At 52.4% G+C, this 25451-nt stretch carries 21 protein-coding genes; 18 read left to right on the top strand and 3 right to left on the bottom strand.

Annotated elements, in window-relative coordinates; all coding sequences use genetic code 11:
* The first annotated feature begins 101 nt into the window (after positions 1 to 101).
* The 8 genes from A0G03_RS02430 (at position 102) to A0G03_RS02395 (ending at position 10204) form a co-directional block, all read left to right on the top strand.
* The gene (locus A0G03_RS02430; protein WP_048259939.1) at positions 102 to 1367 is read left to right on the top strand and encodes a 4-aminobutyrate--2-oxoglutarate transaminase; all 1266 of its coding nucleotides are present in this window, start codon (positions 102 to 104) and stop codon (positions 1365 to 1367) included.
* A gap of 10 nt (positions 1368 to 1377) precedes the next feature.
* Positions 1378 to 2850, top strand: a complete 1473-nt coding sequence (locus A0G03_RS02425; protein ID WP_048259940.1) for an NAD-dependent succinate-semialdehyde dehydrogenase — start codon at positions 1378 to 1380, stop codon at positions 2848 to 2850.
* Positions 2851 to 3215: 365 nt separating this feature from the next.
* The gene (locus tag A0G03_RS02420; RefSeq protein WP_048259941.1) at positions 3216 to 4295 is read left to right on the top strand and encodes an ABC transporter substrate-binding protein; all 1080 of its coding nucleotides are present in this window, start codon (positions 3216 to 3218) and stop codon (positions 4293 to 4295) included.
* Between the two features lie 42 nt (positions 4296 to 4337).
* Positions 4338 to 5606, top strand: a complete 1269-nt coding sequence (locus A0G03_RS02415; protein WP_048259942.1) for an ABC transporter permease — start codon at positions 4338 to 4340, stop codon at positions 5604 to 5606.
* 37 nt (positions 5607 to 5643) lie between these two features.
* A complete protein-coding gene (locus A0G03_RS02410) occupies positions 5644 to 6462 on the top strand; it encodes an ABC transporter permease (RefSeq protein WP_048259943.1) in 819 nt (272 codons plus the stop codon).
* Positions 6463 to 7054: 592 nt separating this feature from the next.
* Positions 7055 to 7789 carry an SDR family NAD(P)-dependent oxidoreductase gene (locus A0G03_RS02405; protein ID WP_048259944.1) on the top strand — a complete coding sequence of 245 codons (735 nt, stop codon included), beginning with the start codon at positions 7055 to 7057 and terminating at the stop codon, positions 7787 to 7789.
* Positions 7782 to 8906, top strand: coding sequence for a phosphotransferase (locus A0G03_RS02400; RefSeq protein ID WP_048260544.1), 1125 nt, complete (start codon positions 7782 to 7784; stop codon positions 8904 to 8906). The genes A0G03_RS02405 and A0G03_RS02400 overlap by 8 nt, the downstream gene beginning before the upstream one ends.
* Positions 8903 to 10204 carry an aspartate aminotransferase family protein gene (locus A0G03_RS02395; RefSeq protein ID WP_048259945.1) on the top strand — a complete coding sequence of 434 codons (1302 nt, stop codon included), beginning with the start codon at positions 8903 to 8905 and terminating at the stop codon, positions 10202 to 10204. The genes A0G03_RS02400 and A0G03_RS02395 overlap by 4 nt, the downstream gene beginning before the upstream one ends.
* A gap of 34 nt (positions 10205 to 10238) precedes the next feature.
* Here A0G03_RS02395 and A0G03_RS02390 read toward each other — a convergent pair whose 3' ends face one another.
* Positions 10239 to 11765 carry a methyl-accepting chemotaxis protein gene (locus A0G03_RS02390; RefSeq protein WP_048259946.1) on the bottom strand — a complete coding sequence of 509 codons (1527 nt, stop codon included), beginning with the start codon at positions 11763 to 11765 and terminating at the stop codon, positions 10239 to 10241.
* A 447-nt stretch (positions 11766 to 12212) separates the two neighbouring features.
* Complete coding sequence (locus A0G03_RS02385) at positions 12213 to 13520, bottom strand: acid phosphatase (protein WP_048259947.1); 1308 nt, start codon at positions 13518 to 13520, stop codon at positions 12213 to 12215.
* 559 nt (positions 13521 to 14079) lie between these two features.
* On the opposite strand from A0G03_RS02385, the gene A0G03_RS02380 reads away from it, so the two are divergent.
* From A0G03_RS02380 to A0G03_RS02355, 6 genes are all read left to right on the top strand, one after another.
* Positions 14080 to 15102 carry a methionine ABC transporter ATP-binding protein gene (locus tag A0G03_RS02380; protein ID WP_048259948.1) on the top strand — a complete coding sequence of 341 codons (1023 nt, stop codon included), beginning with the start codon at positions 14080 to 14082 and terminating at the stop codon, positions 15100 to 15102.
* Positions 15095 to 15754 (top strand): methionine ABC transporter permease, encoded by a 660-nt coding sequence (locus tag A0G03_RS02375; protein WP_048259949.1) that lies wholly within the window; start codon positions 15095 to 15097, stop codon positions 15752 to 15754. Before A0G03_RS02380 ends, A0G03_RS02375 begins: the two co-directional genes overlap by 8 nt.
* A 41-nt stretch (positions 15755 to 15795) precedes the next feature.
* On the top strand, positions 15796 to 16908 hold the full coding sequence (gene menC, locus A0G03_RS02370; RefSeq protein ID WP_048259950.1) for an o-succinylbenzoate synthase: 1113 nt from the start codon (positions 15796 to 15798) through the stop codon (positions 16906 to 16908).
* A gap of 287 nt (positions 16909 to 17195) precedes the next feature.
* Positions 17196 to 18017, top strand: coding sequence for a MetQ/NlpA family ABC transporter substrate-binding protein (locus A0G03_RS02365; protein WP_048259951.1), 822 nt, complete (start codon positions 17196 to 17198; stop codon positions 18015 to 18017).
* Between the two features lie 177 nt (positions 18018 to 18194).
* On the top strand, positions 18195 to 18485 hold the full coding sequence (locus A0G03_RS02360; RefSeq protein WP_157860052.1) for a type II toxin-antitoxin system RelE/ParE family toxin: 291 nt from the start codon (positions 18195 to 18197) through the stop codon (positions 18483 to 18485).
* Complete coding sequence (locus A0G03_RS02355; RefSeq protein ID WP_048259952.1) at positions 18478 to 18798, top strand: helix-turn-helix domain-containing protein; 321 nt, start codon at positions 18478 to 18480, stop codon at positions 18796 to 18798. Before A0G03_RS02360 ends, A0G03_RS02355 begins: the two co-directional genes overlap by 8 nt.
* Positions 18799 to 18898: 100 nt before the next feature.
* Here A0G03_RS02355 and A0G03_RS02350 read toward each other — a convergent pair whose 3' ends face one another.
* Positions 18899 to 20317, bottom strand: a complete 1419-nt coding sequence (locus A0G03_RS02350; RefSeq protein ID WP_048259953.1) for a M20 family metallopeptidase — start codon at positions 20315 to 20317, stop codon at positions 18899 to 18901.
* 143 nt (positions 20318 to 20460) lie between these two features.
* Here A0G03_RS02350 and A0G03_RS02345 point away from each other — a divergent pair, with 143 nt between their 5' ends.
* The 4 genes from A0G03_RS02345 to A0G03_RS02330 all read left to right on the top strand — a co-directional run bounded on the left by A0G03_RS02345 (position 20461) and on the right by A0G03_RS02330 (position 25352).
* On the top strand, positions 20461 to 21387 hold the full coding sequence (locus tag A0G03_RS02345; protein ID WP_048259954.1) for a LysR family transcriptional regulator: 927 nt from the start codon (positions 20461 to 20463) through the stop codon (positions 21385 to 21387).
* A gap of 516 nt (positions 21388 to 21903) precedes the next feature.
* Positions 21904 to 23898, top strand: coding sequence for a T6SS phospholipase effector Tle1-like catalytic domain-containing protein (locus A0G03_RS02340; protein ID WP_048259955.1), 1995 nt, complete (start codon positions 21904 to 21906; stop codon positions 23896 to 23898).
* Positions 23895 to 24602, top strand: coding sequence for a DUF2931 family protein (locus tag A0G03_RS02335; protein WP_223250555.1), 708 nt, complete (start codon positions 23895 to 23897; stop codon positions 24600 to 24602). Before A0G03_RS02340 ends, A0G03_RS02335 begins: the two co-directional genes overlap by 4 nt.
* A gap of 54 nt (positions 24603 to 24656) precedes the next feature.
* Complete coding sequence (locus tag A0G03_RS02330) at positions 24657 to 25352, top strand: DUF2931 family protein (RefSeq protein ID WP_053075307.1); 696 nt, start codon at positions 24657 to 24659, stop codon at positions 25350 to 25352.
* Positions 25353 to 25451 lie beyond the last annotated feature (99 nt).

Below are 25451 nucleotides of genomic sequence, written 5' to 3'. Positions count from 1 at the left end.
TCCTTCAAATATTCAAAACTGGCACTGGATTATAGAACCATCTCGCGTCTAAATGACATCTTCAACTAATAACAGATGTATTTGGGATACCGGAGCAGACAATGAAGAATAGCGAACTGAATCAACGCCGTCTGGCCGCCACACCGCGTGGTGTAGGTGTCATGTGTGATTTCTATGCTGAGCGTGCCGAAAACAGCACCTTGTGGGATGTGGAAGGGCGCGAGTTTATCGATTTCGCTGCCGGGATTGCGGTGCTGAACACCGGGCATCGTCACCCGAAAATTGTCGCTGCGGTGCGTGAACAGCTGGATCGCTTTACCCATACGGCCTATCAGATTGTGCCTTACGGTAGCTATGTCACATTGGCCGAGCGTATTAACGTGTTGGCACCGATTCAAGGTGCGGCAAAAACCACGTTCTTTACCACTGGAGCAGAAGCGGTGGAAAACGCGGTGAAAATCGCCCGTGCTTACACCAAGCGTCCTGGCGTAATCGCTTTCAACGCGGCGTTCCACGGTCGCACGCTGCTGACCATGACGCTGACGGGCAAAGTGGCACCGTACTCCACGGGATTTGGCCCGTTCCCCGGTTCCATTTTTCACGCGCTGTATCCGAATGAGAAGACGGGCATCACCGTTGAACAGGCACTGGAAAGCGTCGAACGTCTGATGCATACCGACATCGCTGCCGATCAGGTTGCTGCGATTATTCTGGAACCGGTACAGGGCGAAGGCGGTTTTCATGTCGCACCACCTGCCTTTATCAACGGGCTGCGTAAGCTGTGCGATGAGCATGGCATCCTGCTGATTGCCGATGAAGTACAGACGGGCTTTGCGCGTACCGGTAAGTTGTTTGCGATGGAGTATTATGCGGAGAAAGCGGATCTGATCACCATGGCGAAAAGTCTGGGCGGCGGTTTCCCGATCTCTGGCGTGGTCGGCCGTGCTGAGGTGATGGATGCGCCATCGCCGGGTGGACTGGGCGGTACGTATGCGGGTAACCCGCTGTCGGTCGCGTCGGCGCTGGCGGTATTGGATGTGATTGAAGAAGAAAAATTGTGCCAACGGGCGCAGCGGCTGGGGGCGGCACTGGTAGAAACGCTGGAGAATGTGAAAGCGCAGTGTCCAGCACTGGTGGCAATTCGTGCACAAGGGTCGATGGTTGCGGCTGAATTTAGCGATCCGAACACGGGTAAACCCTCGGCAGAGATTACCCGCCAATTTCAGAAAAGCGCGTTAGAAGCAGGCTTGCTGTTGCTGACCTGCGGTGTGCATGGCAACGTGATTCGTTTCCTGTATCCGCTGACGGTTCCCGATGAGCAGTTCAGCAAGGCGATGAATATCCTGACGCGCGTATTAACACGATAGAAGAGAAGCTATGCAACTAAAACAGTCTATTTCACTGAAACAACAAGCGTTATTCCGTCAACACTGCCTGATTGACGGCGAGTGGCTGGATAGCCAAAACGGTGAACGCCTGAATGTCACCAATCCAGCGACGGGCGAGGTACTGGGCACAGTGCCTCTGGTGACGGTGTCACAAACCGAGCAGGCCATTGCCGCCGCAGAACAGGCGCTGGTTGAGTGGCGCAAGAAGACGGGAAAAGAACGAGCCGCGCTATTGCAGGCGTGGGCACGCCTGATTATGGACAATCAGGACGATCTGGCTGTGCTGCTGACGGCGGAACAGGGAAAGCCGCTGGCGGAAGCGCGGGGCGAAATCGCCTATGCCACCAGTTTTATCGACTGGTTTGCGGAAGAAGCTAAACGTATTGAAGGCAGCGTGCTGCAATCGCCGCAGGGGCAGCAGCGCCTGATGGTGATTAAGCAGCCCATCGGCGTGTGCGCAGCGATTACGCCGTGGAATTTCCCCGCGGCGATGATCACCCGTAAGGTCGGTCCCGCGTTGGCGGCGGGCTGCACGATGATCGTTAAACCTGCGGAGCAGACGCCGTTTACCGCGTTGGCGCTGGCAGAATTGGTGCAGCAGGCGGGTATTCCGCGCGGCGTGTTGCAGGTGATTGTCGGCGATGCACAATCTGTCGGTAAGGTGCTGTGTGATAGCCCTGTGGTGCGCAAGCTGAGCTTCACCGGTTCCACGGAAGTCGGGCGCATCCTGATGGCGCAGAGTGCGCCAACGGTGAAAAAACTGTCGCTGGAGCTGGGGGGCAACGCGCCGTTTATCGTGTTTGATGATGCCGACGTGGATCAGGCAGTGAAAGGCATTTTAGCCTCCAAATTCCGTAACAGCGGGCAGACCTGCGTCTGTGCTAACCGGATCTATGTGCAGAACGGGATTTACCCGACGCTGGTAGAACGGTTGATCGAGGAAGTGCGTAAGTTAAACGTGGGCGACGGTACGCAGCCCGGCGTGACGCAGGGGCCGCTGATTGATAACGATGCGGTCAGCAAAGTCGAGCAGCACATTGCCGATGCATTATCGCACGGGGCAACGCTATTGCTGGGCGGTCAACGCCACGAACGAGGTGGCACGTTCTTCACACCAACGATTGTCGGCGATGTGACCCGCGAGATGCGTTTTGCGCGTGAAGAGACGTTCGGGCCAGTTGCACCGCTGTTCCGCTTTAGCGATGAAGCCGAGGTGATTGCGATGGCGAACGATACCGAGTTCGGTCTGGCAGCCTATGTCTACACGCGCGACGCGGTACGCCAGTGGACGGTGCCGGAAGCGCTGGACTACGGCATGGTTGGCATCAATACCGGATTGATCTCGAATGAAGTCGCGCCGTTTGGCGGGGTGAAGCAGTCTGGATTGGGCCGTGAAGGCTCACGTTTCGGTATCGAAGACTATCTGGAAATGAAATACCTTTGCGTCGATCTTTCCCGATAAGGTTTTCATCCCGATAGTCGGTAAGCAGCGCGTGTCGGCAGTGAATGTCGGCATGCGTGCAACAGACGCGCAATGCGTCTGGGTGGTGCAAGGCAAGATGGATTGCACCACAATATGGCAAAAATGGCGAAATACAGTCAGGCATAAAGCAACACTGCGTCCCCCTGATGTTCCTCATCGCCGTTCCCGCCGCCACAGCAGTAAAACATCAATAAAATTTTTGAATTGGCACAGTTTATGCTCATATTCTTTTGCATGATTATTTTGACACATGATGCATCAAGAGTGTAATGCACGAAATAGCGTGTGCAAAATTGTGATTCGCATTTGACCTTTACGTTGACTACCACTCCAGGAGCAAAGCAATGTCCAAACTCAATACTTCCTCCAAAGCAAAGGGACTGTTCACGCGTCAGGCGCTGAAAAAAATCGCGGCGACGGCTTTTCTGGTGACGATGGCCTGTCAGGCGCAGGCGGAATCTGTCACGGTGATCTCATTTGGTGGTTTGAACAAAGATGCGCAGGATAAGGCGTTTTACAAACCGTTCGCCGCTGCGGGCAAAGGTACGGTAGAAGCCGGTGAGTATAACGGCGAAATGGCGCGTATCCGGGCGATGGTAGAAACCGGACAAGTGGGCTGGGACGTCGTGGAAGTCGAAGGCCCAGAGCTGGTGCGCGGCTGTAGCGAAGGGCTGTTCGAGCCGCTGGATTGGTCAAAACTGGGCGATCAATCCCAGTTTGTCAAAGGCGCAGTCACCGAGTGCGGCGCGGGGATCTTCCTGTGGTCAACCGTCTTGACCTACAACGCAGAGAAACTGAAACAGGCACCGAAAAGCTGGGCCGATTTCTGGAATGTGAAAGATTATCCCGGCAAGCGTGCGTTGCGTAAAAGCGCCAAATTTACGCTGGAAATCGCGCTGCTGGCCGATGGCGTGAAGCGTGAAGATCTCTACACGGTGCTGGCGACGCCAGAGGGTGTCGAGCGTGCCTTTAAGAAACTGAATCAGATCAAATCGAATATCCAATGGTGGGAATCTGGTGCGCAACCGCTGCAATGGCTGGTGTCGGGCGATGTGGTGATGACGTCTGCCTACAACGGTCGCGTCTCAGCCGCACAGAAAGAAGGGCATGACTTCAAGATTGTCTGGGCCGACAGCATTTACGATCTGGATAGTTGGGCGATTGTTAAAGGTTCCAAGCATAAGGCACTGGCGGAGCAGTTTATTGCGTTTGCCAACCAGCCGGAAAACCAGAAGGTGTTCGCCGAGAACATCCCTTATGGCCCGACACACGTCAAGACCACCAGCCTGCTGGCTCCGGCTGTTGCCGCCAATCTGCCAACGGCTCCAGATAATCTGGCACAGGCCTTGCAAGTAGACACTGAGTTTTGGATCGATCACGGTGAAGAGCTGGAACAACGCTTCAACGCCTGGGCTGCCCAATAAAGTTGCAGTGATTTACCGTACGTGATGATGGAGAAAGAGCCTATGTCCCAGAGTGATATCGTCGCCGCTGTACCGCCTGGCGGAAACGAAGAAAATTCAACCTTGAAGCAGCAACTGTGGATCGCGCAGAAAGCCTATAAGAAACGCTCTCTGCTGCTGATTGCACCGCTGTTTCTGTTTATCGTGGTGAGTTTTCTCTTCCCGATCACCTCGATTTTGGGGAAAAGCGTCTCCAATCCAGAATTGCGCGACAACATGCCACAGACCATTGCCGCTATGCGGCTCTGGTCGGGTAACGGTGTGCCGGATGAGGCGGTCTTTCGGGCGCTGGTCGGCGATCTGCGTGATGCACGCAGCAGCGGCAAGTTAAGCTCGATCACTAAACGGTTAGGGTATGAAGGGTCAGAATATCGCACGCTGATTACCCGCACATTGCGTAAGCTGCCCGCTGAGGGCAGCAGCGATGTGCGTGACCAACTGATACGTGAACAGCCGATGTGGGGAGAGCTGGCGACCTGGCAAACGTTCGATCGTGCTGCGCGGCCTTTCACCAGCTATTACCTGCTGGCGGTGTTTGACCATAAAGTTGATGCCACTACCCAGCAAATCGTTCCGCTTCCTGCCGATCAGGCGCTGTATGTGGACGTGCTGCTGCGCACGTTGCTGATGGCGGGTGTCGTGACGCTGCTGTGCGTGGGGCTGGGCTATCCGCTGGCGTACTGGCTGGCAAAACAGCCGTCTAACCGCGCTAATCTGCTACTCATTCTGGTTTTGCTGCCGTTCTGGACATCGCTGATTGTACGGACGGCGAGCTGGATTGTGCTGTTGCAGTCCGGTGGGTTGATCAACCGTTCGCTGATTGGCTCCGGGATTATTGATGAACCGCTGGTGCTGGTGTTCAACCGCATCGGTGTCTATATCTCGATGACCCACATCCTGCTGCCGTTTTTCATTCTGCCGTTGTACGCGGTAATGAAAGGCATTTCCCCGAACTATGTGCGTGCGGCGATCTCGCTGGGTGCGCATCCGTTTATTGCGTTTTGGCGGGTTTACGTGCCGCAAACTTACGCGGGTGTGACTGCGGGGGCGCTGCTAGTCTTCATGATGGCGATTGGCTACTACATTACGCCAGCGCTGTTGGGTGGGCCAAGCGACCAAATGCTGAGCTACTTTGTCGCGTTCTTCACCAATACCACCATGAACTGGGGAATGGCGGCCGCGCTGGGTACGCAACTGTTGATCATCGTGACGCTCCTGTACGTGGTTTACATCCGCGTGACGCGCACCAATGCGGAAGCGGCGGCGCACTAAGTACGATATCCATAACCTTATTCTGGGGAGATAACAAATGAGACAGCAGGGTGAAGTGGGTATCCGACTGTGGAACACGTTCTTTAATTTCTACGGTGCGGCGATGCTGTTGTTTTTAATCGTCCCTGTGCTGGTGATTGTTCCGCTTTCGTTTAATGCGGGGTCGTTTCTGAGCTATCCGCTGACGGGATTTTCCCTGCGTTGGTATCGCGAGTTTTTCAACTCTAGCGAGTGGCTGGGCGCGCTGGGCAACAGCCTGCTGATTGCACCGCTGGCGACGCTGTTGGCGACGGTGCTCGGCGTATTAGCGTCAGTCGGGCTGGTACGTGGTGAATTTCGTGGCAAATCGCTGGTGATGGCGGTACTGATTTCGCCGATGATTGCACCTGTGGTGATTGTCGCGGTAGGGATGTTTTTCTTCTTCGCCAAACTGTCGCTGCTGAACAGCTATCTGGGGTTGGTGTTGGCGCATGGGATGCTGGGCGTGCCGTTCGTGGTGATTACGGTCACGGCGGTATTGAAGAACTACGATCACAACCTGACGCGTGCGGCTGCCAGTTTGGGTGCTTCGCCGCTGCTGGCTTTCCGCAAGGTGACGTTTCCGCTGATTGCGCCGGGAGTCTTTTCCGGTGCGCTCTTTGCTTTCGCAACGTCGTTTGATGAGGTCATTGTCACGCTGTTTCTGGCCAGCCCGCGCCAGCGCACGCTGCCGCTACAGATGTTTGCTGGCATTCGTGAAAACCTCGACCCAACGATAGCCGCCGCCGCGACAATGATGGTCGGTGCGGCACTTATCCTACTGATCGTGATGGAGATTTTACGCCGTCGTTCGGAGCGGTTACGGAGTGGGGGATAATCAGAAGCGCTTGGTGTATGGATTATTTTCGTGCGCATTTGATACTTTATTTTTCCCTTCGCGTACTGTTTTTTTCACGTAATTAATGTAGAGCGCAATGAGGGGTGGTTGTTATCCGGCGTAAAAAATTATGCTGAGGAGATATCAGGCTTAGGATGAGCCGCATGGACGCGGCGAAAGCTTGCGCCACGTCGGACAAAAACGTCAGAGACGTTTTTGAACAGCACTTGTGCTGGCCCGTAAGGCGAGCCCCATTTATGGGGCGAGTAAGCGTGTCGCAAGTGGTCCGTTAAGCCAGATACCGACGAAGGCATCGCGAAGCGGCATAATTTAGCCGGAAGCCAGGGTTCACAGGGCGACGGCGATTGAGCCGCCCTGTGTCGGGCGCGTGCTACGAGGTAGCATGAAATGGCAGTGCTGTAGCGCACGAAACCTCCACACTAGTGTGCATATAGTGGTGAAAGGAAAAGAACGGTTTTTTCGCTGAAATTTTTTCAGCTTTTTTTAAAACCAAAATCATGATGCATCAAACACCATTTTGATGTGTGTCGTATAAAAAGATTATTGTGTAACAGGGTTCAGGAGGTTCGGTATGACAGCGCAAAAAACGTTATTGCTGACCGGTGCCAGCCGGGGAATCGGGCATGCTACCGTTAAGCATTTCCACGCGGCGGGGTGGCGGATCTTTACCGCTTCACGCCAGAACTGGGCGGAAGAGTGCCCGTGGGCAGAAAAGTTGCTCAACCATATTCATCTCGATTTGGAAGATATCGACAGCCTGCAACAGACGTTGCCGCTGATTAAGGAAAAGCTGGGTGGGCGGTTGGATGCGCTGGTCGATAACGCGGGGATTTCGCCAAAAGGGGAAGGCGGCCAACGTCTGGGCGTCCGCGATACGGACTATGCGACCTGGCTGCGCGTCTTCAACGTTAACCTGTTTTCCTGTGCGCTATTGGCAAACGGCCTGTTCGATGAACTCAAGGCTTCACAGGGCTGCGTCATCAATGTGACTTCGATTGCCGGTTCGCGCGTTCATCCCTTTGCGGGTGTGGCCTACGCCACTTCAAAAGCGGCGCTGTCTGCGTTGACGCGAGAAATGGCATTTGATTTTGGTCCGCACGGCGTTCGTGTGAATGCGATTGCGCCGGGAGAAATTGAAACCTCGATTCTGTCGCCCGGTACGGACGCCATCATTGAGCGGCAGGTGCCGATGCAGCGCTTAGGTAAGCCCGAAGAAGTGGCCAGCCTGATCTATTTTCTCTGTACGTCCGGTGCTTCTTATGTCAACGGCGCGGAGATTCACGTTAATGGAGGGCAGCATGTCTGACGGACGACTTATCGCACTCTTTCCAGCATTCCCGCACCCGGCGTCTAATCAGCCTGTATTTGCCGAGGCTTCGCCGCATGACGACGAATTAATGACGCAGGCCGTACCGCAGGTTTCCTGCCAGCAAGCGTTGGCGATTGCGCAGCAAGAATATGGCTTGTCCGGGCAGATGTCGCTGCTTCAGGGCGAGCGCGATGTGAATTTCTGTCTGACGGTCACGCCAGACGAATGCTACATGTTGAAAGTCATCAACGCGGCAGAACCCGCCGACGTCAGCGATTTTCAAACCGCACTGCTGTTGCATCTTGCGCGTCAGGCACCTGAGCTGCCCGTACCGCGTATCAGGCTGACAAAAGCGGGTCAACCGGAAACCGGCGTTGAGATCGATGGCGTACTGCTGCGTGTGCGGCTCGTGAGCTATCTGGCTGGAATGCCGCAGTATCTGGCCTCACCATCAACGGCGCTGATGCCGCAGTTGGGGAGCACGCTGGCGCAGTTGGATAACGCACTTCACAGCTTTACACATCCTGCGGCAAACCGTTCGCTGCTGTGGGATATCAGCCGTGCGGAGCAGGTGCGTCCTTACCTCGATTTCGTTTCTGAACCGCAGCAGTATCAGCATCTTCAGCGTATTTTTGATCGTTATGACAGCCATGTCGCGCCGCTGTTGACGACGCTACGCCGTCAGGTCATTCATAACGATCTGAATCCGCATAACGTGTTAGTGGATGGTTCGTCGCCGACGCGGGTTACCGGCATTATCGATTTTGGTGATGCGGTATTCGCCCCGTTAATCTGCGAAGTCGCGACGGCGCTGGCGTACCAGATTGGTGATGGGACGGATCTGTTGGAGCATGTTGTGCCGTTTGTTGCGGCGTATCACCAACGTATTCCATTAGCGCCGGAGGAGATCGCTCTGTTGCCCGATCTGATAGCGACCCGCATGGCGTTGACCCTGACCATCGCGCAGTGGCGTGCATCACGCTACCCCGAAAATCGTGAGTATCTGCTGCGTAATGTGCCGCGCTGTTGGCACAGTTTGCAGCGCATTGCGACCTATTCCCATGCGCAGTTTTTGACTCGTCTACAGCAGGTTTGCCCGGAGAATGTACGATGAACCAGAAAGGAATGACGCCTGAAATGACAGCGACAGACGCGTTGCTGGCGCGCCGTCAGCGGGTACTGGGCTGCGGTTACCGCCTGTTTTATGAAGAACCGCTGCACGTTGCACGCGGTGAGGGCGTGTGGCTGTTCGATCATCAGGGGAAACGTTATCTGGATGTCTACAATAATGTGGCTTCGGTCGGGCATTGCCACCCCGCGGTGGTTGAAGCGATGGCGCGACAGAGCGCACAGCTCAATACCCACACGCGTTATTTGCACCACGCGATTGTCGATTTTGCGGAAGATTTACTGAGCGAATTCCCCGCTGAATTGAACAATGTGATGCTGACCTGCACCGGCAGTGAGGCTAACGATCTGGCTTTACGTATTGCACGGCATGCCACAGGCGGGACGGGGGTGCTGGTGACGCGCTGGGCGTATCACGGGGTAACCAGCGCACTGGCGGAACTGTCACCGTCGCTGGGGGATGGCGTGGCGCGCGGTAGTCATGTGAAGCTGATCGACGCACCGGACACTTATCGTCAGCCAGGTGCATTTCTTACCAGCATTCGTGAGGCGTTGGCGCAGATGCAGCAGGAAGGTATTCGCCCTGCGGCGTTGCTGGTGGATACGATTTTTTCCAGTGATGGCGTGTTCTGTGCGCCGGAAGGTGAAATGGCGCAGGCGGCGGCGTTGATTCGTCAGGCGGGTGGGCTGTTTATTGCGGATGAAGTGCAGCCGGGTTTTGGACGCACCGGGGAATCGCTGTGGGGCTTTGCGCGCCACAATATCGTCCCGGATTTGGTGAGTCTGGGGAAACCGATGGGCAACGGGTATCCCATCGCTGGGTTGGTTGGGCGTTCCGCGCTGTTCGACGCCTTTGGTCGAGATGTGCGCTATTTCAATACCTTTGGTGGCAATCCGGTTTCCTGCCAGGCTGCACACGCGGTGCTGCGGGTGATTCGTGAAGAGCAGTTGCAGCAGAATGCCCAGCGGGTGGGTGATTATCTGCGGCAAGGGTTACAGCAACTGGCGCAGCATTTCCCGCTGATGGGTGATATTCGGGCTTACGGCCTGTTTATTGGCGTGGAGCTGGTTAGCGATCGCGAAAGTAAAGCACCAGCAAGTGAATCCGCGTTGCAGGTGGTGAATGCGATGCGTCAACGCGGCGTGCTCATCAGCGCGACGGGGCCAGCTGCGAACATACTGAAAATTCGCCCACCGCTGGTGTTTCTGGAAGAACACGCGGATGTCTTTTTAACCACGCTGAGTGACGTATTAGCGGTAATCGGCACCCACGCGCGAAGATAATCGATTGCGCGGGTGCCATGAAAAAGACAGGGCGTTAGATACGAAACGCCGCCACGGCATGACTGAGTTCACCGGCCCGTTCGGACAATGAACCTGCGGCAGCGGCGGCTTCGTTAACCAGTGCGGCGTTTTGCTGCGTCACCGTTTCCATCTGTGAAATGGCGGTATTAATCTGCCCAATGCCCAGACTTTGCTCATTGCTGGCGGTGGAAATTTCGGTCACGAGCGACGCGACGCGTTTTATGTCTTCCACCACGCTTTGAATCGTGCTGCCAGCGTCAATGACGATAGTGTGGCCAAGATTTGCCTGTTCGACAGATGTCCCGATCAGGCTTTTAATCTCTTTGGCCGCGTTTGCACTGCGTTGCGCCAGCGTGCGGACTTCTCCCGCGACGACGGCAAAGCCTCGGCCTTGTTCTCCCGCGCGAGCGGCTTCCACCGCGGCGTTCAGTGCGAGGATGTTGGTTTGGAAAGCAATGCCGTCGATCACGCCGATAATGTTGGTTATTTTCTCTGCGGATGACACCATCTGTTGCATCGCGGATGTGACGTCACCCATCATCTTGCCCCCATCAACCGCGCGCTGTGAGGCGGTTGTTGCCAACTGGCTGGCATGAGAGGCATGCGTTGCATTCTGTTTGACGGAGGAGGTCATCTGTTCCATTGATGCCGCCGTCTCTTCCAGTGAGCTGGCCTGCTGTTCGGTTCTGGAGGAAAGATCGATATTGCCGCTGCTAATCTGGCTGGATGCTGTCGCAATAATGTCGGCGTTACTGTGTACGCGCTCTACAATATCCGTCAGATTCAACACCATTTCCCGCAGCGCGGTTTGCAGTTGACCCATTTCATCGCGCGAGGTAATGGCGATGCGATGCGTTAGATCGCCACTCGCTACTTTTCTTGCTAACTCCACGGCATTTTTTATCGGTACGGCAATTGACATAATCAACCGCCAGCCTGATAACGCAACAATAATGATTCCCGCCAGAAGGATAATCACTACAGAAAATAATAGTTTATTGAAACTATCCTGTGATTCGGAATAGAGTTCTTGACCAACATCAGATTGTAATTTAATCAGCTGATCGGCAATTTTCTGTAGGGGTTCATATTCGCTTTTTAATGTGTGATTGATAATAAATTCTAATGCGGCAGTATCATTTTTCTGTATTGCATTAATGGCAGGAATAACGGCTTTTTCATTGTACTGTTTGTACAAAATGGCAAACTGTTCTTCTAGTGTTTTTTCTTCGCCAGTTAAATAAGTCTTACTGTATAAATCCCATTGCGCATCATAAATTTTTTGTGCTTCTGCGATGTGCGCCAGTCCTGCTTTGACATTGTTTGGCTGCGAGAGATCAACGCTGGCAATTTCAAACATCACGCTATTCACCTGTCTGGTTATATTATCCAGGTAACCCAGCGCGATCAGTCGATCCTGATACAGGGTTTTCATCGACTGATTGGTATTGTTCATGCCAAACAAGCCGGTAAAAGAGACAACCAAAAGCAATAATGCCATTAACACCATAACCGAAATTAATTTAAATTTAATGCTCATAAGTACCTCTAAATTATCCCTAGGTAAGGGACGGTGTTTTTATATCGACGCGAGAAATAGAATATTTATATCGGGATGAACTAAAATTTTAAAATGGCATTAGAGGGCTTGCGATAGCAGTAACTGACATTGCTTTACAAAACGTTCGATATTCTATGCTGAATGATAAATAATAATTAAAATATTATCCTAGCCGGAAAGTTAGCGTTACAGCTAAGTGAAGGAAATAATTATGAAGGTAAAGTCATGAAATCATCATTATGGCGTGATGTCGTTGCCAGAGTGGTGCTTTTTTAAAAAAGTAGGACGGCTGATTTTTAAGAAAAATGAAACAAAATGGAAAGTGGATAAAATAATGCGGATAATGAATTTCCGTTATTAACTTTTATATTCTAATCCCCCCCTTTTCCCCCGCGTGAGAAAACGCGAAGGAAAAGGGGGGAACAATTAACGATGTTGAGCCAACTGCACGGCCTCGTGGAGATTGAGGCGCTGCCAGAAATTCTGCGTACCGTTATCACCCGGTGCGCCGGACAGTGGGTAGCCATCGGCTAGCGCAGTTTTCATCATCAAATCTCTGCGTTGGGCGGCAGAAAGCTGCGGCAGCACGGCGTCGAGCAGCACCTCAGCACCTTCGGGAACGCTAACCGTAGACGCAACGCCAGGCTGAGCAGGCAGCCCGTATGTCATGGTGTAGTGATAAAACGTTTTCATTTGCGGTGCCGCGTAAGGATCGTCCTGCGGGGCATTTTTGGCGCAAGCGCTCAACGTGGTGCCACAGGCTTTCTCTAACGCGCTGCGTAACTCGGTCTTGGCCTGTTCAAACAGCCGACGATACTGTGGGTCGTTGAGGTAGTGGGCCACGTTGCGTTCGGCAATCATCCGTGAACCTATCACGTCCAATGGATAATGGACGCCCAGCACGACGCGTGAATAGCCATAGCGTGCGCCGCGATCGATTAGCGGGACGAAGCGTTCAGGGATCATTTCCGCTAACAGTAGGGCATCGGTATAGCCAGTGTTGGTATGGCCGCTCGGAAACGCGCCACCGGTTGCGGTATAGGGTTTGTTATCGCCGATCACGGCAGTATCCGGCACCAGATGAATGGTGTTATTTGGCTGTAGAAAAGGGCGAGGATAGTTGAAATGCAGCTTGGCGGCGGACGTGCTGACGCCCGATAGCTTGAGTAACACGGCGGCCTTCCGTATTTCACCGTGGTTATAGGCGGTGATAAATACCTTGCCCAGCCTCGGGCCTAGCGCATCCGCCAGATAATAGAGATATCCCTGACCTTCAGCATCGATGACTGCTTGCTCACGTTGTCCCGTGGTGGCTTCACGGTTAATGCGTGTCACGATAGCCGTGTTTTGCTGCAACACATCGGTAGAAAGGTGTGAGAAGGATTCCAGTAGCGCAATGCCTGCCTGCTGGTTGGCTTTGACCGCGAAATCATAGCCGCTGGCGTTCAGCCAGTTGATATCCGCCATTTGTGGCGTTTCTTGTGCCTGTGCTAACTGCGCACGAGTGAGCTGCGGCGCATCGCCTTGGATTGCTTTGCGCAGTGCGGCCTGAATGGTTTGTTCCAGTTCAATAACGTGAGGGCGGCTACTGGCCTGCGTGGTGGAATCCACAATGGTGCTGATAGTCGCGTTGTCCGGCTGGGGTGAGGCGGCAATCCCGGAAAGCGGTAGTAGAAAAAGACTGGCAATCGGTAACACTCTGATCGTCGCAAGCATAGTCGTGCGATAACGCATGATGGCATCCTTATTGGGAAGACAAACGTTTGTCGGTGCGGGATCAGGCTAGGCGCTGATTGTGATGGTAATGTTTCAGGATATATTTTGAGATACTTATCAAAGAATTATCATGATTTGTTATGTTTAGTGATGCAGTAAACGTCCACGGGATAAACAAAGGCAGCGAGTGACTATATAGAAGAAAAAGGCATAAAAGAGTTTCTAAAAAACAGAAGGGTGATTTGCTTTTTTTATCATTGACGCAAAGCTCATTTCTCTCTAATTTAAACAGAAGAATATTTTTTAATATTTTATTGATTTATAAGAAATTAATCTAATTATAACAAAAATGGCAGCTGTAAATAGCCCGGTTATTCCTCAATACCAAAAGGCGATGAAGAGCCTATCTCTGTTCAACATAACAAGTGAAACAGTTCCGTGGGATAGGTTTAACGCCCATTAATGCGAAATGATTTTACCCACGAACACAGGCTTCCCTACATCAAACAGGCCTACCTTGCGTATGCCAACGTTATATCTCTTAAAATAGTCAGTAACAGCAGGAGTGAGTCAGGTAATGATTCGGTTAGAAAACGTGAGCGTTGATTTTCCCGCCGGTAAAGATGCACAGTCCAGGGCGGTGAACAACGTCAACCTGACCATTCAACAGGGTGAAGTTTTTGGGATTGTTGGCACCAGCGGCGCGGGAAAAAGTACGCTGCTGCGAACGATCAATTTATTGCAGCGTCCAACCGAAGGGCGCGTTTTTCTTGGCGATACGCTGATCAGCGATGCTTCTGGCCGCGAACTGCGCCAGCATCGTCAGCGTATTGGTATGATCTTTCAGCATTTTAATCTAATGCATACCCGCAATGTGTATGACAACGTGGCGTTCAGCCTGCGTGCCGCGGGCAAGAGTAAAGAAGAGATTGCCTCGCGCGTGCCGGAAATTCTGGCGCTGGTCGGGTTGCAGGATAAAGGGACCTCGTATCCGGCGCAGTTGAGTGGTGGGCAGAAACAGCGTGTGGGCATAGCCCGCGCCATTGCCAACCATCCCGAAGTGCTGCTATGTGATGAACCCACCTCTGCACTGGATCTGGAAACGTCGGCGTCTATTCTGGCGTTATTGAAAAGTATTAATGCTCGGTTAGGTATCACGATCGTGCTGATTTCCCATGAAATGAGCGTGATTAAAAGTATTTGTCAGCGCATGGCGGTGATGACGGGCGGAAATATTGTGGAAGAGGGCGAGGTTTTTACGATCTTCTCTGCACCTCAACACGCTTATACTAAACAGCTGGTTAGCCATACCACACCGGTCGAATTACCTGAACGCTTTAAGCAAAATAATAAAGGCGTCCTGCTGAAAATACTCTTCGCCGATGATTCGGTAGAACAACCGATATTATCCGATGTTGCGCAGCAGTTCCAAGTATCGGTGAATATCCTGCACGGGAATATTGAATACATTAACGATCGCGCGTTGGGACATATCATCGCCCAAATTTCATACCGTGACGATCCGGCAGCGGAGAATCTCGCTGCGGCTATTGCTTATATTCGACAGAATACCTTCGGGGTGGAGGTCATCAATGACTGAGTTATTCGGTGAATTAGTCTTTGCCTTCGGTGAAACCTTCACGATGGTGTGTATTTCAACGCTTTGTGCGGTGATATTCGGCCTGCCATTAGGTATCGCGATTTATGTGACCGATCGCCATTTGTTTTGGCAGAACCGTTTTATTTATCTGATATCGACCATTCTGGTGAATATTATCCGCTCGATCCCGTTTGTGATCCTGCTGGTGCTGCTGTTGCCATTAACACAGTTGCTGCTGGGGAACACGATAGGACCCGTGGCGGCGGCGGTACCGATGTCGGTAGCGGCGATTGCGTTTTATGCCCGTCTGGTGGATTCCGCACTGCGTGAAGTCGATCCGGGTATTGTGGAGGCGGCGGAAGCCTTTGGTGCCAGCCCGACGCGCATCATCGCTACCGTATTGTTGCCTGAAGCTCTGGCAGGCTTATTACGCGGCCTGACGATCACGCTGGTTAGCCTGATCGGTTACTCGGCGATGGCTGGGATTGTGGGCGGCGGCGGTGTCGGCGATCTGGCGATCCGCTTCGGTTATTATCGCTATGAAACCGAAGTCATGGTCGTGACGGTCATTGCATTGGTGGTACTGGTGCAAGTCGTGCAAACGCTGGGCGATATGCTCTCGCGACGGGCGAATAAGCGCGAACGCCGCTAAGCCGCGACAGAATACGTTATTCAGGACAGCAGAGAAATGTCATGAAAATAGACAAAATTGTATTACGAAAAATGAAAATGGCGCTCAAAACGCCATTTACCACCAGCTTTGCGACGCAGACGGAAAAACACTTTTCCATCGCGGAAATTCACGCAGGTGGGCAGATTGGTTATGGCGATTGTTCCGCTATTTCCCTGCCATTTTATAACGAAGAAACCAACGTCACCGCTTGGCATATTATGCGTGACTTCTTGATCCCGATGATTAAGCAGGCTGGAGATATTGAACATCCTTCTCAGGTTCGCGATATTTTCGCTCCGGTAAAGCGTAATAACTGCGCTAAAGCGGCAATCGAAGGTGGCATTTGGGATGCTTACGCAAAGATAAAAGGCGTACCGCTGCATCAATTACTGGGTGGCGTACGGGATAAGGTCGAAGCAGGTGTCAGTATCGGTATTCAGGAAATGCCCGATAAATTAGTCAGCGTGGTCGATAATTTCCTGAAGGAAGGCTATAAGCGCATCAAAATAAAAATCAAGCCGGGAAAAGATTACGACTATATTGCGGCGCTGCGTCAGGAGTTTGGTGATATTACGCTGATGGTGGATGCCAATTCCGCCTACACGCTGGACGATATTGATTTCTTTAAGCGCATCGATAAATTCAATCTGCTGATGATTGAACAGCCGCTGGCACACGACGATATTATCGACCACCGCAAACTTCAGGCGGCGGTGAATACGCCTATCTGTCTGGATGAAAGTATTGCGTCGGTAGAAGATGCTCGTAAAGCAATAGAGCTGGGCAGCGCCAAAATCATCAATATCAAAGTGGCGCGCGTGGGCGGTATTACTGAAACCAAGCTGATTCATGACTACTGTCAGGCGCACAATATTCCGGTGTGGTGCGGCGGCATGCTGGATACGGCGGTCGGTAAAGCGCACAACATTGCGGTGTCTACGCTGCCGAACTTTGTCTACGCGCACGATATTCCACCGTCTTCCCGCTATTGGCATGAAGACTTCATGCTGCCGTTTGTCGAATTAGACAACGACAGCTGTGTCGCGGTGCCAAATAAACCGGGAATTGGCTTTGATATCAACCCTGAACTGTACGACAAATATTGCTACGGACAGGAAACCTTTTTGTTTTAACTATTTGTTAAATAATAAATTTTAGAGTTAGTGATGTAGGCAGTAAAACGTTATCCAACACCAGGGAATAACGTCATAAAAATAGAGAAAAATAATGAGCGATGTCGCACTGTGAATAAGAGTGTGGATTTAGGGAGAAACACGGTGATGAGATTCCCGTAGGGATACCTCGCACCGTGGTCGCTCCCGGTATCTCGATCTTAACCAGGTGTTGCTGCTCTATATAACGACAATGCCGTTAGAAAAACGGCTAACACTGACTAAATCGGACAGACAGGAACGCGACGATGCGATTGAAAAAACTTATTCCACTCATGCTGGCGTTGGGCATTTCTCAGGCTTACGCAGCAGACTCAGGCAAAGAAATCACCATCGGCGTATCGCCGGGCCCGTATGGCGATATGGTGACGAAAGCGATCAAACCGGAAATGGTGAAAAAAGGCTACGAGGTGAAAGTGCGCGAATTCAGCGACTACATCCAGCCGAATTTGGCGCTGTCGAACAATAGTATCGACGCCAACCTGTTCCAAAATCGCCGCTATCTTGACCGTTTCAGCGCGGATAAAGGGCTGAAACTGGCGGAAGTGATCACCGTGCCGACGGCCAGCATGGGCTTTTACTCCAACAAAGTCCGCTCGCTGAATGAACTGAAAGCGGGTGATATCATTACGTTGCCAAACGATCCGTCAAATCTGGCGCGTTCGCTGGATTTCCTGCAAAAATACGGCCTGATTAAGATCAATCCAGACATTACGCCGACCAAAGCGTCGCTGCGTGATATCACGGAAAACCCGAAAGGGCTGGTCTTTAAACCACTGGAAGCGGCACAGCTACCGCGTGCGCTGGGCGGCGTTACCGGTTCGCTGATTAATGCCAATTTCGCGATTTCTGCGGGTCTGAATCTGTCTGACGCGATTCAGTTAGATGTGCTGCCGGAAGATCTGAAAAACATGATCGTTGTGCGTGCGGAAGATGCCGACAAACCGTTTGCTCAGGATCTGAAAGCTGCCGTTCAATCCCCAGAATTCGCCGCATTCTTTGCGGATAAAAACTCCATGTTCCACGCGTTCCAGAAGCCGGAATGGATGAAGAAGGCGAAGTCTGAGTAAGTCATACTGAGAATTGTTTGACGCGATTGCCCGATATTACTATGGTAATAACTACCATAGTAATATCGGGCATTTTTATGGGACAAAAAAGGATTTTTGTTGCGCGTCACTACGGTAAATCTCGCAGAAAATCGGGCATAACCGATCAGCAGTTATGTGATATTGCGGCAGACATTATTGATCACCCAGATTAAAGAAGGTCTCGGTGGCGGTGTGTATAAGAAACGGGTTTCTACTGGTCTGGGTAAACGTGGTGGAGCCCGGATAATAGTGGCTTATCATCGAGAAGGTAACGTGTTTTTCTTTGAAGGATGGGAGAAAAACACAGTATCAACGCGTGGGAAGGAAATTCCCGATGATGTATTGGCGGCTTTTAAAATTGCATCATCGGTATTTAAAAACAAATCAGATGCCGATCTTGAAACGGACCTTAAAAACAAAGAGCTTGTTGAGGTGATAAATGGTTGATAAGCGCTTATTAAATATACAGGGCATGATTCAGCGTCAACATGCCGCAGGTACGGCCAGTGACGTCGATCTTGACGCTATCAATCGCTTGGTAGCGGAAAGTCAAAAAACGGAATCACGCGCCAGTATGGACGCGAGCAGAGTACGAGCCATCCGTGAGCGTGAAAAAATTAGCCAAAGCCAGCTTGCTGGCATCATTAATATGTCGGCCAATAGCGTTCAGAAATGGGAACGTGGGGTAAGCTCACCAACGGGAGCGGCATTACGGATACTTGAGGTCATCGAGAGAAAAGGGCTAAGCGCTATTCTCTGATGATGTGATTGCGGAAGACGTTCTGTTTTGCATAGTATTCAGTGGCCGTCTAATACGGCCACTTTTGCGTTTATACCGCATTGTGATCAGCCGCTAAACATCACTTCTGATGCACATACTCTCTGTGTTTTTCTAACAGCGCATGTCCTTGTTCCCCCAGTTCCCAGAACAGGCCGGTCATGATCGCTAATCCTTCGCGGGCGATGGATTTCAGCATGTGCTCGTTGACGGCGTGCTGGCCGCATGCGGGATAAGAGTGGGGGATCCACAGCGTTGGCAGGCCGAGGATGTCGGCGAAGACGTCATTAGGCAGCGATCCGCCCAGATTCGGTAACAGCGCGGGTTGCTTACCGCTGATTTGCTGCATCAGTGCCAGCGTCCAGTTTACCAGCGGATCTTCGGGGTTAAACCGCGTCGCTGGAGAGGTATTGAGCACCTCAACGTCTACCTGATCAAAGCCGTGCTGGTCGAGGTGTTGGCGCACATGTTGTGCCAGATTTTTCCAGTCGGTGCCGACCACAAAGCGCAGTTGGCAAATGGCAGTCGCGTCAGCGGGGATCGCATTCACCGGTTTGTTTGGGTTACCGGTAATGAATGACAGGACTTCCAGCGTGTTCCAGCCAAATAACCGCTCGGCAGGCGTGAGTCCCTCTGCACCCCAGTTTTCATCAATCGCCGGATCGCCCTCGCTGCCTGCGGGGTCGATCGTGCTGAGAATGTCCCGCAGTGCTGGCGTCAGCAGCGGTGGCAGCAGGGCGTCGATTTTCATCCGTCCTTGTCCGTCTACCAGACTGGCCACGGCGTTCGCTAACTGTGTACCCGGATTGCTCAGCAGCCCGCCCCAGTTACCAGAATGGTATGCCTGCTCACGTGCCTTGATGCGTAAACGGAAGTTGGCACAGCCGCGAGAGCCGAGGAACAGCGTCGGGCGTTCGGCATTAAGGCGCGGCCCGTCGGAGGCGATAAAAATATCGGCAGCCAGTTCTTCTTTGTGCTGTTGGCACAGGTCGGCCAGCCCCGGTGAGCCAATTTCTTCACCCATCTCGAACAGCAGCTTGCAGTTGAAGCCCTGACGCTGTCCGCGCGCCCGAAACACCTGCTCCAGCGCCATCAGGTTGATGCTGTGCTGGCCTTTGTTATCGGCACTGCCGCGTCCGTACCAGTGGTCGCCTTCTTCCACTAATTCCCAGGGTGTGAGCCCATCGCGCCAGTTTTCTTCATCACCGAAAACCACGTCGCCGTGGCCGTAAGACAGCACTGTCGGCAGACTAGGATCCTCAATGCGTTCGGCCAGCAGGAAAGGGGGATGACGTTCATCTGACGAGGCGATCAGTTTTACGCTGAATCCCATTGCCTGCAACGCGGGCTGGATCTCGTCAGTCAGATAGCGATTCAGCGCAGGCTGGTTATCGGTTTTCTGACTCTCGCTGGTGTGCGCAATACGCCGTGCCAGCGTCTGCTTAAATTCTCCGCGATCGAAACGTTCACAGGCGATACGAATAAGGTCTGCGCTGGTCATGCCTTTCCTTGCTGGATAATGTGCCGAAGTTACCGATATTTAAAGGAAAAATGAGCTTTGCAACAATAATAAAAATTGCAATTAAGCTTTGCTTTTAATATAAACCTCAAAATCCCCTCGCTCTATCTGAAAGGAAGGCCGGTATGCACAGCTCCGAGATTCGTTATTTTTTGGTGGTTGCCACCACCGGTTCGCTCAGCGCCGCCAGTCAACACCTGTTTGTTGCCGTTTCTGCTATCAGCCGTCAGATTCAGCGGTTAGAAGAACGCATTGGCGTGCCGCTGTTCGAGCGCCATGCGCGCGGCATGGTGTTAAATGATGCCGGACGCATTCTGGAAAACCATGTGCGCAAGAGCATGATGGATATGGATGCTGCCGTGGCGGAGATTCAAGGGCTGAAGGCCAGTCGACGGGCACTGCTGCGGATTGGCTGTACGGAGGGAATGGCATTCGATCTACTGCCGACCTTGTTTGCGCGCTTCCGCCAACATGACCCAGATACCACGTTTGCGCTGAAGGTGGATTCGGCGATGCAGGTGTCCCAGATGATCCGTAATGGCGAAGTGGATATCGCGCTACAGTTTGCGCTGGCGCCCGAGCAGGGCGTGAATGTGGAACTGGCGCTGCCTGCGCCACTGATGCTGCTGATATCGGATGAACATCCGCTGGCGCACCAGTCTATTCAACTGGCGGATCTGCATCCTTTCCCGCTGGCGCTGCCGGAATCGTCGACTACGCTGCGACAGCTGTTTGACCTCTCATGCCGGATGAATGGTACTTTTCTGGAACCGACGCTGTGCTGCAACAACTTCACCACGCTCTATTACTATGCGATGAGCACGCCGGGGGCGGTCACGGCCTGTAGCTTCTACTCCGTGATGTATAAGTGCTTACAGGAACCGATGCGCCTGAAGCCGTTGAATATCAAGCAGCTCGACCAGCGTTCGCTCCAGATCCAAACGCTGGCTGGTAAAGCGCATGCACCTCAGCAGCAGGCTTTTCTGGATTTCATGATTGCGGAATTGCGTCAGGGAGAAGCGTATTACTTAAGCCAGATCGCTGAATCCTAAATATACGTTGGAGTGTTTTCACTCCATCTCGATAATCTCGTGTTTTTGCTCATCTTCGAGCTGACGCAAGACGCGATACACCTGCGCGACTGAGTTTTCAACTTGCGAAATACTGCATCATGCTATCTATGCCGCAGTAGGAGAAAGATCAGACCTATTTCTATGTGTGGTCTTTATTCAAATGGAATAATTTCAAAATTAATCAATTTATTGAGTTACTTTCGGTTCTTTTTTCATACTATTACATTTTCATTTGCTTGCTATCCTCTGCTTGCCATTTTTTATTAAAGGACTCGCCTCAAAGGATGCCACAGGGAACGTTTTCATTATTCTGCCTATTGCTCCACGCCTTCAGTCCGTTTGCCCTCGGCCGTGTGAGGGGGCGTAATTTTTGCCCAATCTAAGTTTCTGCGTTTTATCCAAATTAGTGTTTACCAAAACGTATCGTGATGTGAGCAGACTCAGACCACAATCTGGGGCATTTCATTTTTCATCAGCGTTGACAGGAGTTAACTGATGGCGGCAGATCCTTACTGTATTCCCTGCGAACATTACGATTGCTGGATAGAGATTGAGGTTCGTGATGAACACAATCGTTCGTTTAAGGGGCTAAAAGCGACACTCACCGACGATACTGGCAAGTCCGAAACGGTCCCCCTCAACGACGGGCCTGTAGTCGTACCGGGTTTTGCGGTGGGCCCGATAGCCGTCAAGCTGGAGACGCAGCCCTGGCTCAAGGCAGCACAATCGCGTGAAGTATTGAAGGACGGGCAAAGTGCCGTCCCTGCCTATGTGGCAGAGAAGGCTGGGTATGATGAAACGCCACGTGAACATATTAAGGCGACCACCGGTGACCTGTGCCTGACTGCGCCAGAACAACCGTTGCCAGAGGCACATCAGGAAGGAAAAGCCGGAAAAGTTCGTTTCTTTACCAACCATTCCTACGTTATCGAAGTAAAAGGTTATCAGATCAACGTGCTGCGCATCGGCGTGTTCTTCGATGGCACAGGGAATAACACCTATAATGCCGAGTCTGGCCTTAAAAAGGTAGAACAATGGCTGGCTGAAACCTGCGCTGATCCGGCACAGAGGGAGAAAGAGCTGCGTGGCTGCCAGATGGGGCGGCTTCCGGTGAGTGACAGTGCGGCGAATGATAAAACCAATGTCTGGAAACTCTATGAGCAGTTTAACGTCGGTGGCGAAACGTTAAGTGCGCATGCTTATATCAGCGGCATTGGTACGCGCGATCCGGTTGCAGGAAACGAGGGCCTAGAGTACCGATCGGACAATATGCTGACAAAAGGGCTGGATCTCGATTTTGGCGGTGAAAATACCTCTATCGTTGGCAAGGTGAATCAGGCCTGTGAACTGTCTATCGTACAAGCGATTGATGATGATCTGAAGGAGGATTTTTCTAACATCGACTGTATCCACCGTATTGTCTTCGATGTGTTTGGCTTTAGCCGTGGGGCAGCGGCGGCACGCCATTTTGTCAATGTCATCGACCAGAAGACTGATCACCCACTGGTACAAGCGATCGCCAATATGCCCACAATTCGGCTGAAAGCTGGGTTTGACTGGGCCAAGCGGGACGATGTGCGTATCACCTTTGTCGGGATTTTTGATACGGTAGCCTCGTCGTACCATCCCAGCCTCAATATCCGCTTGCAGGATGACTGCGCCGAACGGGTGGTGCATTTAACCGCGCTGGATGAGGTACGCAAGCACTTCCCCTTAACACGCATCACGCCTACGGCCATTGGCACCAGCATCCCGCCCCATTTTACCGAGCTGGCCCTGCCGGGGGCACACTCAGATATCGGCGGCGGGTATTACAGCCGCTGGAGCCTGCCTAACCCAAACATTGATCCGGCGCTGACCGAGTGCCTTGAACTGGAGCGCTTTATGAGCGAGGAAGCGACGACTACGCCGGAGACGGAAAGTCGCGCTTACCGTCAGGCCCGCGCTTATGCCGAGGAAAAGATCGCGCAGGGCTGGGTGGATCGGCTTCATCCGCATTTACTGCGTGCCGCCACGCCACCCGTGGGAGCAATCAGTTTGATCCCCTATTCGTTTATCCGGCGGCGCGGTAAGGATGATGCCTGGCCGAAAAAAGCCGTGTATGTAGAGGTGGTGATGAGCCGTGTGGTAGAAGGGGAATACTCACGTATTCCACTACATATGATGGTGGAGGCCGGGCGGGCTGCTGGGGTACCGTTTAAGGTGTGGGATGCCAATGATCCTTTAATGACCGTGGAATCTCTGGCCACTAAATTACCGGCGGTTAATCTTAACGCGCTGGATGAACTCTGGTCGTTGGCAGCCACCGAGCAGGGCGTGATAAAGAACCTGAGTCAGCAGCTCTCCCCCGAGGTGTATCGGGCGCTGCGTCGCGACTATGTGCACCGCAGTGCCAGTAACCAGGGGATATCCAGCCTGGCGGGAACCCACAAACAGGAAACCACCGTCAGCAAAGAACGGCGGCATATCATCGGCAATTTGGAGGCATGATGTTCAGATATTTTATTATGGTCATGGGGCTATGCATTTCGCTGGCCGCCTGCTCAAGTCCAAATGTCAAAATACCGGTTAACTGGCGTTATGGTACGGGCAGCAATATTGATGAAACATGGACGACCAACGTTGAGTTCTATCGTACTGGGGCATTTATTGGCGGCTATCCCGGGGGCGGAGTAGGTCCTGGTGCCAGTGTAAAACGGATTACGGAAAAGCGTTATTACTGGGCCGGCGGTGGCGGTTTGCCTGTAGAGGGAATGGCGGTTCCCGATCACGCAGTGGTCGAAATGGTGTCCTTCTACGATCGTAAGCGGTACCGTATTACGGTGAGTTTACCCGCAGACCTAGCCCAGAAAATGCAGCAACGCTATCAGGTTGGCGAACGCCTTGATCAACGAAATCGGCTCTATTTTGGTCTGGCACCCGGCGGTTATTATGAGGTGGTATTGATGGGGCGTGGGCTTGGCGTCAGTCCAGATCTCTTGCTTGCCCGTGGTATTGCCGAAGAGGTCACCGATGATTGGAGAGATAAGGCCATACCCTTGGAAAAACAATATGAAAAGCGTTGGGCTGAGTTCGACAAGGAGTACGGCGAACTGTTTAAACAGTACCCTGTCTCATTAGGCATGGACTGGGCACCGATCATGGATGCCTACCGTGCCAACCAGCCCAAAACAGACCAACAGCCTGTGAAGTAATGAGGTCACCGTGAGCAAGGAACGGCGGCATATCATCGGCAATCAGGAGGCATGATGTTTAAACCATTTATTGTGTTGCTGGGGCTTTGTTTTTCATTGACAGCCTGTGCGATGGCCCCAACCACATCGGCTTTTTCATGGCGATATGGTACTGGCAGCAATATTGACAGTTTTTGTACAACTAAAGCCACTTTCTATCATAACGGGAAAGTCGTATCCAGTTATCCCGGTGGGGGATGTAACGCAGGCGCACCGTACAAAGATATCATTGATAGAAAATATTACTGGGCTGGGGGTAGCGGTTTACCTACCGAGGGTGTCCCCGTCCCTGATAAGGCTTCGATCGAGATGGTCTCTTTCTACGATCGCAAGCGGTATCGCATCAAAGTCGGCTTACCGGCAGATTTAGCCCAGCAAATGCAGCAACGCTATCAGGTTGGCGAACGCCTTGATCAACGAAATCGGCTCTATTTTGGTCTGGCACCCGGCGGTTATTATGAGGTGGTATTGATGGGGCGTGGGCTTGGCGTCAGTCCAGATCTCTTGCTTGCCCGTGGTATTGCCGAAGAGGTCACTGACAATTGGTATGATAAAAAATTCCCAATCGGCGTGAGCCAATACACGGTGACGCTCCAAAATTTCGACAAGGAGTATGGCGAGCTGTTTAAACAGCACCCTATCCCATTAGGCATGGACTGGGCACCGATCATGGATGCCTACCGCGCCAACCAGCCTAAAACGGACCAATAGCCGATTAAATAACACGATGTTACTGATAACAGGTTGGATGAGGGGCTGTTGCGTTGCCTTCTGGCTATCATGGCATCGCCAGCCCAGCGAATACCAACA

Origin of the sequence: Pectobacterium peruviense (genome assembly GCF_002847345.1) — a bacterium.
Classification (GTDB): Bacteria; Pseudomonadota; Gammaproteobacteria; order Enterobacterales; family Enterobacteriaceae; genus Pectobacterium; species Pectobacterium peruviense.
This window is presented reverse-complemented; position numbering and strand designations above follow the sequence as displayed.